At 64.0% G+C, this 18443-nt stretch carries 22 protein-coding genes; 12 read left to right on the top strand and 10 right to left on the bottom strand.

All coding sequences use genetic code 11. The annotated features are described in order from the left end of the window. Positions 1-4 precede the first annotated feature (4 nt). Together JSO19_RS07865 and hpaH are read right to left on the bottom strand one after the other, a co-directional pair. The gene (locus tag JSO19_RS07865) at positions 5-952 is read right to left on the bottom strand and encodes a helix-turn-helix domain-containing protein (protein WP_270910864.1); all 948 of its coding nucleotides are present in this window, start codon (positions 950-952) and stop codon (positions 5-7) included. A 137-nt stretch (positions 953-1089) separates the two neighbouring features. Next, positions 1090-1875: a 2-oxo-hept-4-ene-1,7-dioate hydratase gene (gene hpaH, locus JSO19_RS07860; protein ID WP_270910862.1), complete on the bottom strand. Its 786-nt coding sequence runs from the start codon at positions 1873-1875 to the stop codon at positions 1090-1092. 224 nt (positions 1876-2099) lie between these two features. On the opposite strand from hpaH, the gene JSO19_RS07855 reads away from it, so the two are divergent. The 5 genes from JSO19_RS07855 to tagD all read left to right on the top strand — a co-directional run bounded on the left by JSO19_RS07855 (position 2100) and on the right by tagD (position 5100). Beyond that, positions 2100-2771: a biotin transporter BioY gene (locus tag JSO19_RS07855; RefSeq protein ID WP_270910860.1), complete on the top strand. Its 672-nt coding sequence runs from the start codon at positions 2100-2102 to the stop codon at positions 2769-2771. Between the two features lie 9 nt (positions 2772-2780). Continuing rightward, positions 2781-3485 carry an energy-coupling factor ABC transporter ATP-binding protein gene (locus JSO19_RS07850; protein ID WP_270910858.1) on the top strand — a complete coding sequence of 235 codons (705 nt, stop codon included), beginning with the start codon at positions 2781-2783 and terminating at the stop codon, positions 3483-3485. Then, positions 3482-4111 carry an energy-coupling factor transporter transmembrane component T family protein gene (locus tag JSO19_RS07845; RefSeq protein WP_270910857.1) on the top strand — a complete coding sequence of 210 codons (630 nt, stop codon included), beginning with the start codon at positions 3482-3484 and terminating at the stop codon, positions 4109-4111. The genes JSO19_RS07850 and JSO19_RS07845 overlap by 4 nt, the downstream gene beginning before the upstream one ends. Before the next feature lie 47 nt (positions 4112-4158). Next, positions 4159-4632 (top strand): SseB family protein, encoded by a 474-nt coding sequence (locus tag JSO19_RS07840; RefSeq protein WP_270910856.1) that lies wholly within the window; start codon positions 4159-4161, stop codon positions 4630-4632. Between the two features lie 69 nt (positions 4633-4701). After that, positions 4702-5100 (top strand): glycerol-3-phosphate cytidylyltransferase, encoded by a 399-nt coding sequence (gene tagD, locus JSO19_RS07835; protein ID WP_270910855.1) that lies wholly within the window; start codon positions 4702-4704, stop codon positions 5098-5100. Between the two features lie 87 nt (positions 5101-5187). On the opposite strand, the gene JSO19_RS07830 is transcribed toward tagD, so the two are convergent. From JSO19_RS07830 to JSO19_RS07820, 3 genes are read right to left on the bottom strand one after another with little or no spacing between them, the layout of a single operon-like run. After that, positions 5188-5940: an amino acid ABC transporter ATP-binding protein gene (locus JSO19_RS07830; protein WP_270912120.1), complete on the bottom strand. Its 753-nt coding sequence runs from the start codon at positions 5938-5940 to the stop codon at positions 5188-5190. A gap of 19 nt (positions 5941-5959) precedes the next feature. Continuing rightward, a complete protein-coding gene (locus JSO19_RS07825) occupies positions 5960-6964 on the bottom strand; it encodes an amino acid ABC transporter permease (protein ID WP_442915683.1) in 1005 nt (334 codons plus the stop codon). A gap of 22 nt (positions 6965-6986) precedes the next feature. Beyond that, positions 6987-7877 carry an ABC transporter substrate-binding protein gene (locus JSO19_RS07820; RefSeq protein WP_270910853.1) on the bottom strand — a complete coding sequence of 297 codons (891 nt, stop codon included), beginning with the start codon at positions 7875-7877 and terminating at the stop codon, positions 6987-6989. A gap of 128 nt (positions 7878-8005) precedes the next feature. Here JSO19_RS07820 and JSO19_RS07815 point away from each other — a divergent pair, with 128 nt between their 5' ends. Beyond that, complete coding sequence (locus JSO19_RS07815; protein ID WP_270910852.1) at positions 8006-8716, top strand: metal-dependent transcriptional regulator; 711 nt, start codon at positions 8006-8008, stop codon at positions 8714-8716. A gap of 88 nt (positions 8717-8804) precedes the next feature. On the opposite strand, the gene JSO19_RS07810 is transcribed toward JSO19_RS07815, so the two are convergent. The 5 genes from JSO19_RS07810 to JSO19_RS07790 form a co-directional block, all read right to left on the bottom strand. Further along, the gene (locus JSO19_RS07810) at positions 8805-9881 is read right to left on the bottom strand and encodes a 2,3-butanediol dehydrogenase (protein WP_270910851.1); all 1077 of its coding nucleotides are present in this window, start codon (positions 9879-9881) and stop codon (positions 8805-8807) included. Positions 9882-10399: 518 nt separating this feature from the next. After that, positions 10400-12277 (bottom strand): ABC transporter ATP-binding protein, encoded by a 1878-nt coding sequence (locus JSO19_RS07805; RefSeq protein WP_270910850.1) that lies wholly within the window; start codon positions 12275-12277, stop codon positions 10400-10402. A 35-nt stretch (positions 12278-12312) separates the two neighbouring features. Next, entirely contained in the window at positions 12313-12810 is a 498-nt protein-coding gene (locus JSO19_RS07800) for a PACE efflux transporter (RefSeq protein ID WP_270910849.1), read from the bottom strand. Positions 12811-12934: 124 nt separating this feature from the next. Then, entirely contained in the window at positions 12935-13546 is a 612-nt protein-coding gene (locus JSO19_RS07795) for a 1-acyl-sn-glycerol-3-phosphate acyltransferase (protein WP_270910848.1), read from the bottom strand. A gap of 104 nt (positions 13547-13650) precedes the next feature. Then, on the bottom strand, positions 13651-13935 hold the full coding sequence (locus JSO19_RS07790) for a helix-turn-helix domain-containing protein (RefSeq protein ID WP_270910847.1): 285 nt from the start codon (positions 13933-13935) through the stop codon (positions 13651-13653). Between the two features lie 105 nt (positions 13936-14040). Between JSO19_RS07790 and JSO19_RS07785 the strand changes: the two genes are divergently transcribed. Genes JSO19_RS07785 through JSO19_RS07760 form a run of 6 tightly spaced genes read left to right on the top strand, consistent with a single transcriptional unit; the run spans position 14041 to position 18440 of the window. Continuing rightward, on the top strand, positions 14041-14796 hold the full coding sequence (locus JSO19_RS07785) for a hypothetical protein (RefSeq protein WP_270910846.1): 756 nt from the start codon (positions 14041-14043) through the stop codon (positions 14794-14796). A gap of 25 nt (positions 14797-14821) precedes the next feature. Next, on the top strand, positions 14822-15607 hold the full coding sequence (locus JSO19_RS07780) for a thioesterase family protein (RefSeq protein ID WP_270910845.1): 786 nt from the start codon (positions 14822-14824) through the stop codon (positions 15605-15607). Further along, a complete protein-coding gene (locus tag JSO19_RS07775) occupies positions 15604-16791 on the top strand; it encodes a winged helix-turn-helix domain-containing protein (protein WP_270910843.1) in 1188 nt (395 codons plus the stop codon). The genes JSO19_RS07780 and JSO19_RS07775 overlap by 4 nt, the downstream gene beginning before the upstream one ends. A 34-nt stretch (positions 16792-16825) precedes the next feature. Continuing rightward, positions 16826-17518: a LysE family translocator gene (locus JSO19_RS07770; protein WP_333735144.1), complete on the top strand. Its 693-nt coding sequence runs from the start codon at positions 16826-16828 to the stop codon at positions 17516-17518. A gap of 44 nt (positions 17519-17562) precedes the next feature. Continuing rightward, positions 17563-18132: a DUF308 domain-containing protein gene (locus JSO19_RS07765; protein ID WP_270910841.1), complete on the top strand. Its 570-nt coding sequence runs from the start codon at positions 17563-17565 to the stop codon at positions 18130-18132. Between the two features lie 14 nt (positions 18133-18146). Then, positions 18147-18440 carry a cupin domain-containing protein gene (locus JSO19_RS07760; RefSeq protein WP_270910840.1) on the top strand — a complete coding sequence of 98 codons (294 nt, stop codon included), beginning with the start codon at positions 18147-18149 and terminating at the stop codon, positions 18438-18440. The last annotated feature ends 3 nt before the right edge of the window (positions 18441-18443 follow it).

Genomic DNA, 18443 nt, shown 5'->3' with positions numbered 1-18443 from the left:
ACTTTTACAGCTCGCTGCGAATCTCGCTCGGCGAGGCGTTGAACTGTGCACGAAAGACTCTGCTGAAGTGCGCCGCGTCGACGAAGCCCCACCGGCTGGCCACCTGCGAAATGGGCCGGTCGGCATACATCGGGTTCATGAGGTCCTGGCGGCACAGCTCGAGCCTTCTCGTGCGAATGTAGGCCGAAACCGTCATGCCCTGCGTCTGGAAGAGGCCGTGCAGGTGCCGCGTCGAGATGTAGTGCGCGGCAGCTATGTGGGCCGGCGAGAGGTCGGGCAGGCCGAGATTGTGCTCGATAAAATCGCGGATCTTGCGCAAGAGCGCCTGGTGCGGGTTTTGCTCGAGCCGTTCAGTGCCGAGGGCGAGGGTGAGCAACGTCTCGACGAGGTCGGCCGAGGTGTGCGCGAGGCGGCTGTTCACGACGCTCGGCGTTTGCGCGCACGACTGCGGCACCTGCAAGAGAAACTGCGAGACGAGGGCTCCGGTGTGCGTGTTCGCCGGCAGGCGCGACGCCGTGAGCTCGCCCACGAGCTCCTGCGGCAGATCGACCAGATCTTTCGGCATCATCACGACGTAGTTGCGAAACTCTTCGCCAAACATGAGCGAGTAGGGCCTGCTCGTGTCGTAAATCGCGATATCGCCCGCCTGGAGCACGAGCTCACGGTTGTCCTGAATGAGCACGCTCGTGCCGGCGAGCATGATGCTGAGCTTGTAGTAGCCTCCCCCACCGGCGTTGATGAGTTCGGGGGTGCGCTCAACGCTGTGGGCGTTGGCGTTGATCTCGGTGAATGCGAGGCGGTCGATCTCGGTCGTCGCGAGCCTCCCGCGAAAACCGGCTTTCTCGGGGCTCTGCGTCACGAGGGGAACGAACGATGACGAAATAGCGTTGCGAAATTCGTCAAAACTCTGCGCGCGTGTAGTCTGCTTATGAACATTATGTGAGCGTGCCACGATTTCCCCTTCACGACGTCTTTGGCTCGAGAGGTACCCCACTGAGTTATCGCCATAATAGCGGAAAACTCAGAATCATATACGTTTTTCAGAACAAATTCTTGCCCGCTTTTCAGTGGGGTCTCGCAGCGCCTTCGTCAGGCGAAGCGGCAGGTGATCGATCCCAGCTCGCCGTAGTCGGCGTGCACGGTATCGCCGCGCTCAACCCACATGGGTCGTGTGAAAGAGCCCGCAAGAATGATCTCGCCAGCCTCAAGCGACTGACCGTGGTGCGCGAGCTTGTTCGCGAGCCAGGCGACGCCCATGGCCGGGTGGCCCAGCACCGCCCCGGCAACGCCAGAGTCTTCAATGGTTTCGTTGCGGTACAGGAGCGCCGCGACCCAGCGCAGGTCGTGGTCGTCGACCTTCACGGGGCGGCCGCCAATCACCATGGCCCCCATTGCGGCATTGTCGCTGATCGTGTCGACGATCGTGCGCCCCTGCATCTCGATGTGCGAGTTGAGCACCTCAAGGGCGGGAACGACGTAGTCGGTTGCGTTGAGCACGTCGAAGATCGTGACGTTCGGCCCCTGAAGCGGCTTGCCCAGCACGAACGCGAGCTCGACCTCGATGCGCACGTTCGAGAAGCGGTCGAAGGGCAGTACCGCGCCCGATTCAAAGACCATATCGTCGTGGATCACGCCGTAGTCGGGTTCAGTGATGCCCGTTGCCACCTGCATGACCTTTGAGGTGAGGCCGATCTTGTGGCCCACAAGCCGGGCGCCCTCGGCGATGCGGCGGTCAGACCAGCGCTTCTGAATCTCGTACGAGTCTTCAATGGTCATGCCCTCGTAGCGTGCGGTGAGCAGTGGTACCACCCCGCGACTTCGGTCAGCCTCGGCGAGTTCATCGGCAATGGCATCAATGGTTGTATCGTCAAGCACGGCGGCGCTCCTTTATGCTGCTCGCGGGGTTTGGCGCGTGGTGCGCACCACATAAATCGTATACGTTGTAGGGTTTCGCCGCCACCTTAGTGTGGTTCCCACATCATTTTCCCGAAAACCGTTAACGAAAGATACATATATGCGCGAGGCGATCTCGCATAATCTGTACTCTTGTGACAGGCGCCCACCCGGCCCTGCTCTTCGCCAACAGCAATGGAGAACTCATGACCCACAGTGAAGCGGGTAGCACCCCGTCGCCCACCAGCGCACGAGCTGCCGCACGAAAAGGCGCCACCACGACCGCCGACATCGCCCTCATCGCGACCTTCGCGGCGCTCATCTCGGTGTGCGCAATCCTGCCGGCCATCACCATCGGCGGCCTCGTACCCATCACCCTGCAGACCTTCGGAGTGCTGCTCGCGGGCGCCGTTCTCGGCGCAAAGCGGGGCTTCCTCACCGTGCTGCTCTACCTCATGGTCGGCGCCATCGGCATTCCCGTGTTTGCCAACGGCTCTGCCGGTCTCGCACCCTTCGCCGGTGCATCGGCAGGCTACCTCGTCGCAATGCCCTTTGCCGCGGCACTCACGGGCTACCTCGTGCACCGCTTCTCACAGAAGAAGGTTGCCACGCAGGTCGCATGGATCGCAGCCTCTGGCATGATCGCCAACATCGTCTTCATGTACCCCCTCGGCATCGCTGGCCTCGCGTGGCGAGCAGGCATGACGGTTCCCGAAGCATTCATGCTGAACCTCACCTTCACCCCCGGCGACATCATCAAAACCGTGCTCGCCGCCTTCGTCGCGACCGCGGTACTGCGCGCATTCCCCGACCTCGCAAGGGGCAAGCGCGCACCCCGCGCCGCAAAGGCGGCCCGCGCAACGGCCGAAACCGAGTAGCCTTACCGCGTGATTACGTTCGACAACGTGACGGTGCGGGTGCATGGTGATGACAAAGTCATCGTGCACCCGCTGTCACTCACACTCAGCGAGCAGCGCGTCTCACTCATCGGGGCCAACGGCTCCGGCAAGTCGACCATCGCGCGCCTCATCAACGGACTCGTGACGCCCACGAGCGGAACCGTGACGCTCACCACCGACGAGGGCACCTTCGAGACCGTCGCCGATGGCCGTGCGGTACGCAGCCGCGTGGGGTTCATGTTCACCGACCCCAGGGCCCAGATCGTCATGCCGACCGTCGCCGAAGACATTGCGCTCTCACTCAAGCGGATCATCCCGCGCAAGGCTGAGCGCGCCGCCGCGGTCTCGCGAGTGCTCGATGATTACGGCCTTTCCGGTCGCGAAGAACAGAGCGTGCACACTCTCTCTGGCGGCCAGCAGCAGCTGCTCGCGCTCGCGAGCGTGCTCGCGTCAGGCCCCAAAGTTCTCGTCGCCGACGAGCCCACAACCCTGCTTGACCTGCGCAACAGCAGGCTCATCGGCAACCGCCTCATGAGCCTCGACCAACAGGTCGTCGTCGCCACCCACGAGCTCGAACTCGCGGCACGCTGCGAGCGCACCCTCGTCATCGAGTCAGGCAGGGTCGCGTTTGACGGCGCCCCGGCCGAGGCGATCGACTTCTACCGCGCGAGCATCGACGAGGTCGAGTCGTGACCTGGAGCCCCATCGGCGTTTACCACCCCGGAACCTCGCCGCTGCACCGCATGCGCCCCGGGGCGAAACTGCTCTCGCTCATCGTGCTCGCGGTCGCGCTCATGTTGCTCCACAACGCTTGGGCCACGGGAGCGGCCCTCGCACTCATGCTCGCGCTCATCGTGCTCGCACGGCTGCCCTTCGCCGACTTCATGCGCACCATTCGCGGCTTTGCCATCGTCGCCGTGCTCCTGTTCGCCTTCAATACCTGGCAGCGCGGCGTCGAAGAGGCCTTCACGGTAGTGGGCTCCCTCATCGCGCTCATCATCGCGAGCACCATCGTCACCCAGACCACCCGGTCAGACGACATGGTCGCCACGATTACCTGGGCGCTCACCCCGCTCACCCCGCTCGGCGTCAACCCCGAGCGCATCGCCCTCGCCTTTTCACTCACGCTGAGGGCCATTCCCACCCTCTTCGAGATCGCCCACGAGACCCGGGCGGCTGCCCGCGCGCGCGGCCTCGAACGCAACCTCCGGGCCTACGCGACCCCGCTCGTGATCCGCTCGGTATTGCACGCGAGACTGCTCGGCGAGGCGCTCGAGGCCCGCGGAATCGACGAGCCAGAGCCCCGCGCGAAGCCCTAGGGCGAACGACTTCGACGACGTCAGCGGCAACGACTAAGCTAGACCCCATGTCTGCACCAGAACTGCCCGACGACGTCTCAGCCGACTACGTCAACGAGCCCGTCGAAACCGCGCACGCGACGCTCATCGAAGCGCCAAACTACGACCGTCTCGCGGCCTTCCTGAACACGCTTCGCGAGGGGTACCTCTTCGTCGACGTGACCGGGGCGCCGAAGAACTCGAAGAAGCAGGGCATTCGCATTCGCACGACCCGGTCGACCAAGGGCCAGCTCGTGCTGCCACTCTTCACCTCGATGGAGGCGCTGCGCCTCGCCCAGGCGCCATCGAGCGGGCGCAAGGGCGTCGACCCGAAGGGTGTGCTCACCCCCGCGCTCGAGGCACTCCGCATGATTCGCACCGACCGCTTTATCGCCGCGCAAATCAACCCCGGCCCGGGCGAGCTCGTCATCTTGCGCAAGTACATTGAGCGCGTCATCGACGGCGACGAGATGACCCCCGAGCTGCTCGCAAGCCTCAAATAGCGCCGTCTCACCTAACGCTTCTTCGCCGTTCACCGGTTTTGTCAGCAAAAAACGCTTACACTAGAGGCCATGAAACGAGTTCTCACGTACGGCACCTACGATCTACTGCACTGGGGTCACATCAGGCTGCTGCAGCGCGCCAAAGCTCAGGGCGACTACCTCGTCGTAGCGCTCTCGACCGAAGAGTTCAACGAGGGCAAGGGCAAGCGCACCTACCACGACTTCGAGACGCGCAAGGCGATGCTCGAGGCCGTGCGCTACGTCGACCTCGTCATCCCTGAAGACGCGTGGGATCAGAAGATCAACGACGTGCAAAAGTACGAGATCGACATGGTCGTCATGGGCGGCGACTGGGAGGGCGACCCCCGCTTCGAGATTCTCACCGACTACTGCGACGTCATGTACCTCGATCGCACCGAGGGCATCTCGACCACCAAGATCAAGCGCGACCTGGGCGTCAACGCCTAGCGCGTTCGGCTCAACGCCGAAACAGACGAGAGGCGGATCACGCGGCCATCAGGCCAGCGCGATCCGCCTCTCGCTCATTGTTGCCCGCTACAGGACCTTCGAGAGGAACGCCTTCGTGCGTTCCCGCTGCGGGTTCGAGAGCACCTCGGCTGGGTCGCCGGCCTCGACGACGACGCCGCCATCCATGAACACGAGTTTGTCGGCGACCTCGCGAGCGAAGCCCATCTCGTGTGTTACGACGATCATCGTCATGCCGCTCTCGGCGAGGCCCTTCATGACGTCGAGCACCTCGCCCACGAGCTCGGGGTCGAGCGCCGAAGTGGGCTCGTCGAAGAGCATGAGCTTCGGCTCCATCGCGAGGGCGCGGGCGATCGCAACGCGCTGCTGCTGGCCGCCAGAGAGGTGCGCCGGGTAGTGATCGTAGCGATCGGCGAGGCCCACGCGTGCAAGCAGTTCCATCGCCTTCGCCTTGAGCTGTGCCTTGTTGCCCTTGCCGAGGAGGCTCGGCGCGAGCATGACATTCTCAAGGGCCGTCATGTGCGGAAACAGGTTGAAGCGCTGAAACACCATGCCGATGTCACGGCGCTGCTTCGCCGCCTCCTTCGGGTGCATCTCGTAGAGCTTGTCGCCCTTCTCGCGGTAGCCCACCACCTGGCCATCGACCATGAGCCGACCTGCGTTCACCGTTTCGAGGTGGTTAATGCAGCGCAGGAACGTCGATTTGCCGGAGCCCGAGGGGCCCACGAGGCAGAGCACCTCACCGCGAGCCACCTCAAGCGAGATCGAGCGCAGCACGAGGTTCGAGCCGAAACTCTTTGAGATGCCCTCGGCCAACACCATGGGAACCGGCTGTTGCTCATTAACCACGATCGCCACCTTCTCTCTCACCGTGCTTCGGACCGGCCGGGTCTTCGATGCCGGCCACCGTAATGGTCTGCGTCTCAACCGTCGGCTTCATGACCTCCTGGCGCACGCCGTGGCCCTTCGAATAGTGCTTCTCGAGGAAGTACTGGCCAACCATGAGCACCGAGGTGATCACGAGGTACCAGACCGAGGCCACGATGAGCATGGGCACCGGTTGATAGGTGACACCCGCGATGTCTCTGGTGCGGGTGTACAGCTCGAGGGTGAAGGGCACCGCCGTCACGAGCGAGGTGGTCTTGAGCATTGAGATCACCTCATTGCCCGTGGGTGGAATGATGACGCGCATTGCCTGGGGCAAAATGACGCGGGTCATCGTGTGCCACCACCCGAGACCGAGCGCGGTCGAGGCTTCCTCTTGCCCCTTATCGACCGCGAGCAGACCGGCGCGAACGATCTCGGCCATGTAGGCCGCCTCGTTCAGCGCGAGTCCAATCACCGCGAGGGTGAAGTAGCTCAGCAGGTCTTTCGTCACGATCTGCGCGAGCGGCTCGGTGAAGGGAATGCCGATGTCGATCGTCTTGTAGATGACGCCGATCATGCCCCAGAACGTCAGCTGCACGTACACCGGGGTACCGCGGAAAATCCAGAGGTACACCCACGCGACCGATTTCACGACGGGGTTTGGCGACATACGCATCACGGCGAGGCTCACGCCAAGCACGATCGCGATGATCATCGAGTAGATCGTGAGCTGCAGCGTATAGCCGATCGCCGAGACCACGCGGGTGTCAAAGAGGTACTTGCCAACCTCGGGCCAGTTATACACGGGGCGGTTAAACGCCGCATCGTAGATGAACAGCCCGACGATGATCACGAGCACGACCGCAAACACGTTGCGCCACGGGTGCTTCAGCTTGATCGCTTCGATCGGTTCGGCCATGGGGATTTCGTCGGGCTGCGAGACCGGTCGTCCCGCAGCCCGAGGAGTCGAGTCAGACATGGTTGCCTAGGGCCTCTTCGGCCTACTCGTTGCCGGCGTTGACGGTCGCCTCGTCACGGGCTCCCGACTCAATACCGGCGTTGGTCAGAATCTTCAGGTATGTGCCGTCATCAATGAGTGACTGCAGCGCGGCCTGAACCGCCTTCGTCATGTCGCTGTCGATCTGCGTCGCGAAGCCGTACGGTGCCGCGTCAAAGAGCTCGCCAACGAGTTCAAGCGCGCCATCGCTCTTCGCAACAGCGTTACCAGTCACGGGTGAGTCAGCCGAGAAAGCGTCAGCCTGGCCGTTGATCACGGCCTGGGTCACCTCGGGCTGACCGTCGTAGGGCAGCACCTCGATCGGATCTTTACCGTCGGCCTTGCACTGCTCATTGCGCTCAACGAGCTCGGTGAGGTGCTGTACCGTGCCACTCTGAACCGCGACGGTGAGACCGCACGCGTTCTCGGGATCAACGTCAGAGTCAACCGGCGCAGCCCACTGGCTACCGGCATCGAGATAGTTCACGAAGTCAACCGACTTCTGGCGCTCGAGCGTATCGGTGAACGACGAAGAACCGAGGTTCAGCGCGCCCTCCTGAATACGAGGAATGATGCTGTCGAACCCGAGCATCTCCCACTCAGGCTCAAGGCCGAGCTTCGCCGCGACCGCGTTCGCGAGGTCAACGCCCCAGCCCGTGGGCTTACCCTGGGCGTCCTTGTACTCGTTCGGAGGATACTCGGCGTCGGTGCCGATGGTCAGCACGCCCGAATCTTTCACGTCGTCTGGCAGCAGCTCAACCGCTGCCTTATCGGGCTGAATGCCCTCGGCCTGAGGGGCTTTCTCGTCGCCCTCACCTTCGGCGTTATTAACGCAGCCCGTGAGGGTGAGTAGCAGTGCGGCGGTGATCGCTGGGAGTGCGTAGCGAATCTTCATTGATCGTCGTCCTTTCGACCCGAAAAGGGCATCCTCACCCTTCTCACGTGTGACTTTCATCATAGAAGTTCTCGCCCCGTTTGTATCGCCCCGTGTGAGAATGCAACCGGTCTGTAACAATAGGGGGCATGACACTTTCAGAGCTCACCACCAGTGCTCAAAACTATCTCAAGGTCGTGTGGGCGAGTGCCGAATGGTCAGACGCACCCATCACCGCGTCTATCATTGCAGAACGCCTCGGCCTTCGCATGTCGACCGTTAGCGAGGGCATTCGAAAACTCGCTGCCCAGGGGCTCGTGAATCACACCCCCTACGGCTCGGTACAGCTCACCGAACTCGGCCACGCCTACGCCCTCCAAATGGTGCGCAGGCATCGCCTCATCGAGACCTTTCTCGTGCAGGTTCTCGGGTACGGCTGGGACGAAGTTCACGACGAAGCCGAACACCTCGAGCATGCGGTGAGCGACCTCATGATCGAGCGGATCGACGTGCTCCTCGGGCACCCCGTGAGGGATCCGCACGGTGATCCTATTCCCACGGCCGACGGCAAGCTGCTCATGCCGCAGGCGACGCAGCTCAGCATCGTTCCGCTGCCGGCGACCGTGTGCGTCGAGCGTATCGCCGACGACGACCCCGCGCTGCTCCTGCACTGCGACGAGTGCAAGATCACGGTCGGCTCACTCTTGCGCGTCACCGAGGGCGCCCCCTACTCGAGCACCATCACCGTCACGCACGTTGCCGAAGACGGCAAGGAGCACGGCGAGACCATCACGCTCGGCAGGCCCGCGACCGACGCGATCTACGTCTCGCAGCCAGGGCACGGCGAAACTGACGAGTAGTCGCGGCGCGGCTGGGCCCGGCGAACGCGCGTAGGAAACGAAAAAGCAGGGCCGAGGTTCGCCCCCGGCCCTGCTTAATGCGTATGGTCTAGAGACCCTTGCCCGTTGGCGAAACGAGAATCTTCACTGCGGTCTCGTTGTGGTTGATGAGGGTGTTGAAGCCCTCGTCGACGAGATCTTCGAGCGCAATCTTGCCGGTGATGAACGGCTTGAGGTCGATCTTGCCCGACTCGACAAGCGCGATGGTGTCAGGGTGCGAGTTCACGTACCCGATCGTGCCGCGAACATCGATCTCCTTCATGACGAGCTTGTGCATGTCGAAGGTTGCAGGCTTGCCCCAGATCGAGATGACGACGATAACGCCGGTTGGGCGCACGGCGTCCATGAGCGTGTCGAAAACGACCTGAACCGAGGTGGCCTCGAACGCAACATCAGCGCCCTTGCCATCGGTGAGCTTCTTAACCTCTGCGACAACGTCGACCTCTGCGGGGTTCAGCGCTATGTCGGCGACGCCCGCGTCAAGTGCCTTCTGGCGGCGAAGCGATGAGAGCTCTGAGACGATAACCTTCACGCCGAGCGCGTTCAGTACCGCTGCGGTGAGCAGGCCGATGGGGCCAGCGCCACCAACGAGTGCGGTCTGGCCAGCGGTCACGCCCGAACGCTTGACGGCGTGGTAAGCGACCGAGAGCGGCTCGATGAGGGCAGCCTCGTCGAGGGCAACCGACGAATCGATCTTGTGCACCCAGCGCTGCTTCACGACGATGTTCTCTGCGAGGCCACCGCCACGGCCGCCGAGGCCGATGAAGTTCATGTCGTCAGAGAGGTGGTAGTCGTTCGAATCGGGACCGGTGTTGACGTCGTCACGAATGATGTACGGCTCGACGACAACGTGATCGCCAACAGCGAGGTCTGAAACGCCCTCGCCGACCTCTGAAATGACGCCCGAGAACTCGTGGCCGAGCGTTACGGGAGCCGACTCACCTGAGATGGGGTGCGGGTGCCCGTGCTCGGGAACGAAGATCGGGCCGTCGAGGTACTCGTGAAGGTCAGTACCGCAAATGCCGGTCCAGGCTACGTCAATGCGAACCGTACCGGCCTCGAGTGGTTGGGGCTCAATGTCTTCAATGCGAATATCTTCGCGACCGTAGTAGCGTGCAGCTTTCATGGTGTTAACCCCTCTTTCACAGCGCAACTGATCGAGAGGCACCGAGCCTTGTGAGTTCAGCACCAGCAGGTCAGCTGCTGGTTATATGCTTCGCCAAATTACACAGCAACCTAATTGCCTTTAATTGGTACTCCAATCATAGGCACGCCTAAATTGAAGCGTCAACATGACGGGCGGTGGCTGCCCCGCGTTCACAGAGAGTACTCATATTCGGGGGTCTTTTTCGGGCTTGGGCGCACGCCGTTTCGGGGCCTGCGGGTTATTGCTTGGGTTTCAGTGTCATCATGCGCATGAGGCTCGCCGTTTTTGCGCGCAGCGGGACTGTTCCCGTGTTTGCACGGGGCTGCGGCCGTTTACTTGACGAAAAGCAGGGTGTTTTGGTCGTTTCACCCTGCTTTTCGTCAAGTAAACGGGAAAAACGCAAACAACGGCGGTGGCGGGCGCGGGGAGCGGCGGCGTGACGGCGACCGCGGCGGGAGCGGCAGCAGCCGGAGCGACGGCGGCGGGAGCCGCCGCTCCTACAGCGCCTGCTGCGAGAAGAGCTCCGCGTACGCGCCGCCGGCCGCGAGCAGCTGCTCGTGCGTGCCCTGCTCGATGAGGCGGCCGCGGTCGATGACGAGAATGCGGTCGGCGTCAATGATGGTCGAGAGGCGGTGCGCGATGGCGATCGTGGTGCGGCCCTCGCGGGCACCGTCGAGGGCGCCCTGAACGATGCGCTCGCTCACGGTGTCGAGGGCACTCGTCGCCTCGTCGAGAATGAGCACCGGCGGGTTTTTGAGCAGCACCCGGGCGATCGCGAGGCGCTGCTTTTCGCCACCAGAGAGGCGGTAGCCGCGCTCACCCACGACCGTGTCGTAGCCGCCAGCGAAAGAGGCGATGGCGTCGTGAATGTTGGCCATGCGCGCTGCTGCCTCGAGCTCGGCCTGGGTGGCCTCTGGCTTTGCGTAGCGCAGGTTCTCGGCGATGGTGCCGTGAAAGAGATAAGACTCCTGGGTGACCATGCCGATCTGGTCCATGAGGCCTGAGAGGGTGAGGTCGCGCACGTCGGTTCCGCTGAAGCGCACGGAACCGTCGCTCACATCGTAGAGTCTCGGCACGAGCGAACCGATGGTGGTCTTGCCCGATCCCGAGGGGCCGACAATCGCGACGAATTCGCCGGGCTCAACCGTGAACGAGACGTCATCGAGCGTGGGCCGTTCGGCAGGGCTCGTGTCGTCGTAGCGAAAGGTGACGTGGTCGAACTCGACCGATCCGCCGCGGGGTGGGCTCATGTCGGGAGCCGTCGCGTCAGCTGCCTCGACGATGCGCGGCGTGAGGTTCAGGTACTCGAAGATGCGCGCGAAGAGCGCCTTCGAGGTTTGCAGGTCAAGCGCGATGCGCATGAGGGCCATCATCGGAAAGAGCAGCCGTGACTGCACGGTCGTGAATGCGACGATCGTTCCGGCGGTGATGCCAGCGTCGAAGCCCTGGCCCTGCGCGCGGGCGATGAGGAAGCCCGAGACGAGGTACACGATGGCGGGCACGGCCGACATGAACACCTGTACGAGGGCGAAGAAGACCTGGCCGCTCATCGTGAGCTTCACCTGCAGGCCGATCTGGCGATCGTTCTCGGTCGAGTAACGCGCGGTCTCGGCGCCCTGCTGCGAGAACGTCTTCGCGAGCAGCACGCCCGAGATCGAGAGCGTCTCTTGCGTGATCGCGGTCATTTCGCTGAGCGACTCCTGCGTGCGACCCGCGATGCGCGCACGCACCTGGCCGACGCGGCGCTGCGCGATGACGAGCACGGGCATGATGAGCACCGCGATGAGGGTGAGCTGCCAGCTGAGTAGCAGCATCGCGACGAAGGCGGCGATCACGGTGACGGTGTTGCCGACAACGTTTGAGACGGTGTTCGTGAGTACGTTGGCGACGCCACCCACATCGTTTTGCAGGCGCGACTGGATGACGCCCGTCTTCGTGCGGGTGAAGAAGCCGAGCTCCATGGCCTGGAGGTGCGTGAAGAGCTTCACGCGCAGGTCACCCATGACGCGGTTGCCAACCTTCGCGGTGATGATCGTTTGCACGATACCGAGGCTGCTCGAGACGAAAAAGATGGCGATCATCGCGACGACGAGCCAGGTGAGCAGCGTGAGGCTCGGGCTGCCGCCGGCCGGAAACAGCGCGTCATCGAAGATGCGCTGCGTGATGAGCGGGGGCACGATCCCGAGCGCCGCAGTCACGAGCACGAGCACCGCGATGACGATGAGCTGCGCCTTGTAGGGCCTGAAGAGCGCCGCAATGTGCGAGCCGAGGCCCGGAATCTCTGGGGCGTCTTCGTTCAGCGACTTCTGCTTGGCGACATCGGCCGACGAGATACGGCCACCCCCGCCGCCACCGCCTCTACCACCAAACGTCATACCTTGATGGTAGCGGCTGGGCGGCCTTTCGCCGGCTACTCCACGCGTGTGCCGGTGACCGACGCGGGCAAACCAAAGATTGCGTCAAACATCCAAGTGTAAACGACCGTGAACACGAGAAAAAAGACGAGCAGGCTGGCCTCAATAGCGAGCGCCTCGAGGAACGAGACGTGCAGCATGAGTGCGACGATCGGAACGGTGAAGAACAGCACCCCACCCTCATAACCAATGGCGTGGATCGTGCGCGAGAGCACCCCGCGCGAGGTGGCCCCGCGGCGGCGTTCGAGGCTCTCGAAGATGGTGTTCCACAGGTAGTTCCAGATGGTCGCTGCGGTCGACACGAGAATCGCAGTGGTGAACGATGAGCCGCCGCCGTGGCCGAGCAGGCCAGAAAGGACGACGGTGGTGAAGAGCACGCCCAGGCTCTCGTAACCGGCGACGAACGTGACTCGACGAAGCGTCGGGTGCAACTCGAAATAGCGCGGCTGAAGAGCGGGTAAGGCGATGTTAGCGGTGTGGCCCGAGATGGACACGTTATCACTCCGTTTGAACTGTACCGCGGAAGGCTCTCGTAATGGCCTTCAATCTACGCATTACATACGCAAAAGTGTATCAAGACAACCCATTCCGTTGTCAAGTTGAAGATTTACTACGGAATCAGTTGTTTCGAGACTCGCGCAGGTACGCCGTCAACCGCGCCTCATCCTGAAGTCGGGGCTCGGTACGTAGCTCAGGCTTCACGCCGGTCTTATCGGCGTAGAACTCTCGAATAACAGACATATCGGCTTCAACGTCACCCGTGAGTTCGATCGTGGGTCCGAGGCCTGCGCTGCGAGTCGACCCATCGGCGAAGCCCATCGTCACGGGAAGGCCCGCGCGATACGCGATGCGATAAAAGCCGCTGCGCCACGACGATCCGCTTCGGGTACCCTCAGGAGTCACGACGAGGGCGAACTCTGCGTCGCCCTTGGCGAGCGCGACGACCTCGCCGACGATGCCCTCGGGGCGTGAGCGATCGACGGGAATGCCGCCGAGGCCACGCATGATCGGGCCCGCGATGCCCTTAAACAGCTCCTGCTTACCGAGCCAGCGAACCTTGAGGCCCGCCCGCCAGGCGATCGCGAGCATGAGCACAAAGTCGAAGTTTGAGGTGTGGGGTGCGCCGAGCATCAGCCTGGGGCCATGGTGCGGGTTTGCCTCTGGCACGAGGCGCCACCGCGAGAAGAGCCAAAAGAGTCTCGCGACCTGACGCCGAACCCAAACACCCATGCTGCACCCTCTCTCACGAGCAGGTCGCTCGCACTCGCCACTAAGCGTGGCACGCCTAGCCCCAGATCGCGAACTCAGTAAGCGATCGTATACAAAGCAAACACTCAGGATGCGCGGCGTGGCGTGGCAGCGTCGGCCGACCGCGGTTCGCGGAAGATCGCCGGGGTAAGCCCCTCAAGCAGCACTCCGGGGTGCACGTCGAGCGCGTCGGCGACCCGCACGAGCGACTGCACGTTCGGCATCGAACGGCCCCGCTCGTAGGCGCGAATGTTCGACGAGTCGATGCCACTCACGGCCGCGACCTCGTCCTGGGTCATGCCACGCATGCGCCGTTGTTCGAGCATGAGCTGGCCGATGTGTTCGGCAGCGCGTGAAGGAACCCTGGGCATACCTAACAGTGTCTCGGCACCCGGATACTTGAACCAGGGCATTAGCGACCGGGTACCAGTACACTATCGGTATGTCTAGTCACCGATGACCCGAGAAAGAACGCCATGATTCGCTCCAGCCAAGACCCGGGCAACCTGCCCACGGAGAGCCTGGTTCACGTGCTGTGGAACGCGCCCCAGCCGAACCACTGCACGACCACCCGCGTCGCCACGGGAACCCCAGACCACCTGGCCGAGCAGCAGCGTCTCACCGAGTTCGCCGACCTCGTCAACGCCCCCTGTACCCGGTGCATCGTGCGCAAGACCCTCGCGCTCGGCTACCCCTCATTCGAGCACCGCGTCGGCCCGCTCAACCCCTTCGGCCTCGTCGCCGGCTATCTCGGTGAGCCAGAGCCGGGACCCGAACACCCGCTCACGCTGCACAGCCACCTCGGCGTCGCATGGATCGCGCGCGACGAGGTCAACGCACGCGAGGGGTGGATCGACCGCTGGAAAGTACTCATCCAAGCAACGAGCGGCGGCGATCGCGATTTCCCGCGCATGATCTGGGACTCGCCTGGCCCCTTCGTCTCGCCACCGGGCGAGGCCTGCACGGGGAACTACCTCGTCGCGGCGCTCTGCGATTCAGCGACCGAGGCGCGCTCCCTCGTTGGCTACATGCGCACGCGCTTCTTTCGCTTTCTCGTGGCCCGGCGAAGGCTCACGCGGCACAACACCCCGGCAGTGTTTCGCCTCGTGCCAGACCTGCCGCTCGACCGAGTCTGGAGCGACCCCGCCCTCTTCGCGCACTTCGACCTCGACCCTCACGAAACGGCGACGATCGAACGCTTCGTGAGGGGCTGGCCCGCTCCGCTACGCTAGAACCTGAATCACCAAAGGGGGTAGCGTGCCCGAAGCACAGAGTTATTTCACGAGGGTCTCAGCCCGTGAGTTCGCCGCAACACCACTCGTTGGCGGCGCATGGAAGTCAGACGAGCAGCACATCGCAGCCCCCATGGGCCTCCTCGCCCACCTCATCGAGCAGGATCACGCCAGGCGCGGCGGCTCGCTCGCCCTCTCGCGAGTGACCTACGACATTCTCGGCGTGATCCCCCTCGATGTCTGCGAGGTCGACGTGCGCGTCGTTCGCCCGGGCCGCACCATTGAACTTGTCGAGGCGACGCTCTCGCACGGAGGCCGCGCCGCGCTCGTCGCGAGGGCCTGGATGCTCTCGGCGAGCGACACGAGTGCACTCGAGGGCACCGCGCTCGAGGCACTGCCGGGGCGAGACACCATGCAGCCGTGGGCCTACTCGAACGACTGGAAGGGCGAGTTCGTGCGGTCAATCGAGACCTACCGCGACCAGGAGGAGCCCGGTCGCGCGAGGGGCTGGGCCCGGGCTGGCTTTGCGATTCTCGATTCAGAGCCTTCGTCGTTCACAGCGAGAATGCTCGGCGTCATCGACACCGCGAACGGGCTCACCCCGCGTGAAGACCCCGCAGCCGTCATGTTCCCGAACCTTGACCTCACCGTGAGCCTCGTGCGCGAGCCCGTGAGCGAGTGGGCCGGCTACGACACGAGGGTCACCTTTGGCGCGGGCGGGCGCGGCCTCACCCAGACGATTCTGCACGACGAGGCGGGCCCCATCGGCCAGGTATCGCAAACCCTCACCGTGCGGCCGATGCCGCAATGACGCCGGGCCCGCACCGCTCCCCCACGAGCCTCTCGCTGCCCGAGGCCCGCGCGCTCGCCCTCGCGGCACAGGGCTTCGGCAGGGGCCGAACGAGGTCGCTCGACGACGTCATGGGCCACCTACACGTGCTGCAGATTGACTCGGTCAACGTCTTCTCGCGCAGCCACTACATGCCGGCGTTCTCAAGGCTCGGAGCCTACTCGCACGACACCCTCGACCAGCGGCTCTGGCGCGACGACGACTTCACCGAGTACTGGGCTCACGAGGCCGCCTTCATTCCCGTCGCCGACCGGCACCTCTTCGCGTGGCGCATGCACGACTTTCGCGAACGCTTTCACGCCCGCGGCCGGCTTGACGCACTCGCGGCGAGCGCCGACTTCGTCCGAGAGCGCCTCGCCACCGAAGGCCCCCTACTCGTGAACGAGCTCGAACCCCAGGGGCGCGCGAACCGTGGCGAGTGGTGGGACTGGTCAGAAACCAAGCAGGCCGTCGAGATGCTCTTTGCCACCGGCGAGGTGGTGAGCGCCGGCCGCGAGCGCTTCATGCGCCGCTACGCGCTCGCGAGCGAGCAACTGCCGGCCCATGCCCTCGCTGAGACCCCGCGTGACGAGGCACAGGCCACGCTCGTCGAGATCGCCTCGCGGGCCCTCGGCGTCGGCACACTCGCCGACCTCGCCGACTACCACCGCCTGCCGCTCAAAGACGCCCGCTCAGCCGTCGCCCGTCTCGAGGCTGAGGGCACGCTCGTACCCGCCACGGTCGATGGGTGGATCGACTCGCGCGGCAAGCCAATCGCCGCCTGGATGCACCGCGACACCCAGCCGGTGGGGCGCATTGCGCCAGATGCGCTGCTCACCCCGTTCGATCCGCTCAGCTGGTTTCGACCGCGCGCCGAACGCCTCTTCGACTTTCACTACCGCATCGAGATTTACACCCCCAAAGAGAAACGGCAGTACGGCTACTACTGCCTGCCGCTCATGGTGGGCGGCAGGCTCGTGGGCCGCATCGACCTCAAGGCCGACCGCGCCCGCAGCACCCTCGTGGTGCAGGCCGCCTGGCAAGAGCCCCGCGCCCCGAAACGCACGCCAGAGGCCGCGGTCACGCTGCTTCGCCGCGCCGCCACGTGGCAGGGCCTCGAACACGTCGAGTTCACGGGCGTCGGCAACCTGTCGCTCGCGCTGTAGCCCGGTGCGAGGGGGCCGCCCGCCACCGTAGAATATGGTGGTGCCCCTGAGTCTCTGGATCTCGCTCGTTACCGCCTGCCTCGTCATTAGCCTGACGCCGGGCGCCGGTGCAATCAACACCATGTCGAACTCGCTCGCCGTGGGATGGCGCCGCTCAGGCTGGGGCGTGCTCGGGCAGCAGCTCGCACTCGTCGCCCACGTCATCATCGTTGCCGCCGGCGTCGGCGTCATCGTGCAACGATCGCCGCTCATCTTCGAAATCATTCGCTATGCGGGCGCGGCCTACCTCGCCTACCTCGGCCTGCGCATGTTCTTCGCGCCCGTGAAGGCCGAGCAGCCCGTGCCGGTTCCCGCGGGTGCGGCCGGGGCCGATCCGCATGAAATCACTGCCGAGACCCCCGCGCCAGCTCCCGCCGCACCGGCCAGCTCGCCCGCGGGCATGATCAGCCGCGGCTTCTGGGTCAATATGCTGAACCCGAAAGCGATTCTCTTCTTTCTCGCGTTCCTGCCGCAGTTCATCGTGCCCGGCGAACCGATCGCCCGCCAGTACCTCTTTCTCATCACGACCGTCATGGCGATCGACACCGTCGTCATGTGGGGATTCTTCGCCGGGGCCGCACAGCCCTTTCAGCGCTTCAGCCGCACCGCCCGTGGCGAGCGCACCATGAACCGCGTGTTCGGCGCCCTCTTCATCGCGGTCGCGGGCCTGCTGCTCTTCATTCGCTAAGCCCGGGCGCGCTACCATAGAGGGAGCACGTCGAGGAGGAAACCATGTCTCAAGGCCCAATTTTTCCCGCGGGTGATCCGTCTGGCATGCCAGGCCCCCGCATCGCAGTGCGTCAGGTCTCATGGTGGATCTTTCTCGTGGTCGGCATTCTCTGCTGCCTCACCGCGATCGGCCTCATGGCCTTCCCGTGGGCACCGGTGAACCTGCTCGCCTTCATCATCGGCGCGAGCTTCATCGCGTCTGGCGCGAGCGCTTTTCTCTTGCAGCGCGGCCCGGCCGGCACCATCGGCGGCCTGCTGCTCGTCGTGGGCGGCGTGCTCTCAATCGTCTTCGCCCAGTTCACGAGCGCCGTCATCATCAACGTTCTGGGCTTCGGCCTGCTCTTCATGGGCGCCCTCGGCCTACTCATCGCGGTGCGAGCCGGCGGATCAGCCCTGGTGCTGCTGCCCTCAATCGCCACGATCGCCGCTGGCGTCGTGACCCTCGTGTGGCCCACAGTCGCGCTCACGATCGTGGCCGTGTTCATCGGCCTCGTGCTCTTCGCGATCGGCGTCTTCACAATCGTGCAGGCCTTCGCGCTGCGCAAACAACCGCTCACGATCACGAGCATTTAGGAGTATCACGTTCCATGGCAACGGCGCACGGCGAAACGCAACTCGACAACGAGCACTTCAGGGTCATCAAGTGGACCATCGAGCCCGGCGGAGTGATCGACATGCACACGCACGAGTACGAGTATGTGGTGGTTCCCCTTGTCACCGCCTCGATGCACGTCGTGCAGGCTGACGGCCAGGAGCTCGTTGCGCAGCTCGTGCCGGGCGTCTCGTACACCCGCCCGGCCGGCTCGCGTCACCGTGTCGAAAACCGCGGCGCGACCGACACGATCGTGTTCGTCGAGGTCGAAAAGAAGCCGGGGGCGTAGGTT

The organism is Leucobacter sp. UCMA 4100 (genome assembly GCF_027853335.1).
GTDB lineage: Bacteria > Actinomycetota > Actinomycetes > Actinomycetales > Microbacteriaceae > Leucobacter_A.
This window is presented reverse-complemented; position numbering and strand designations above follow the sequence as displayed.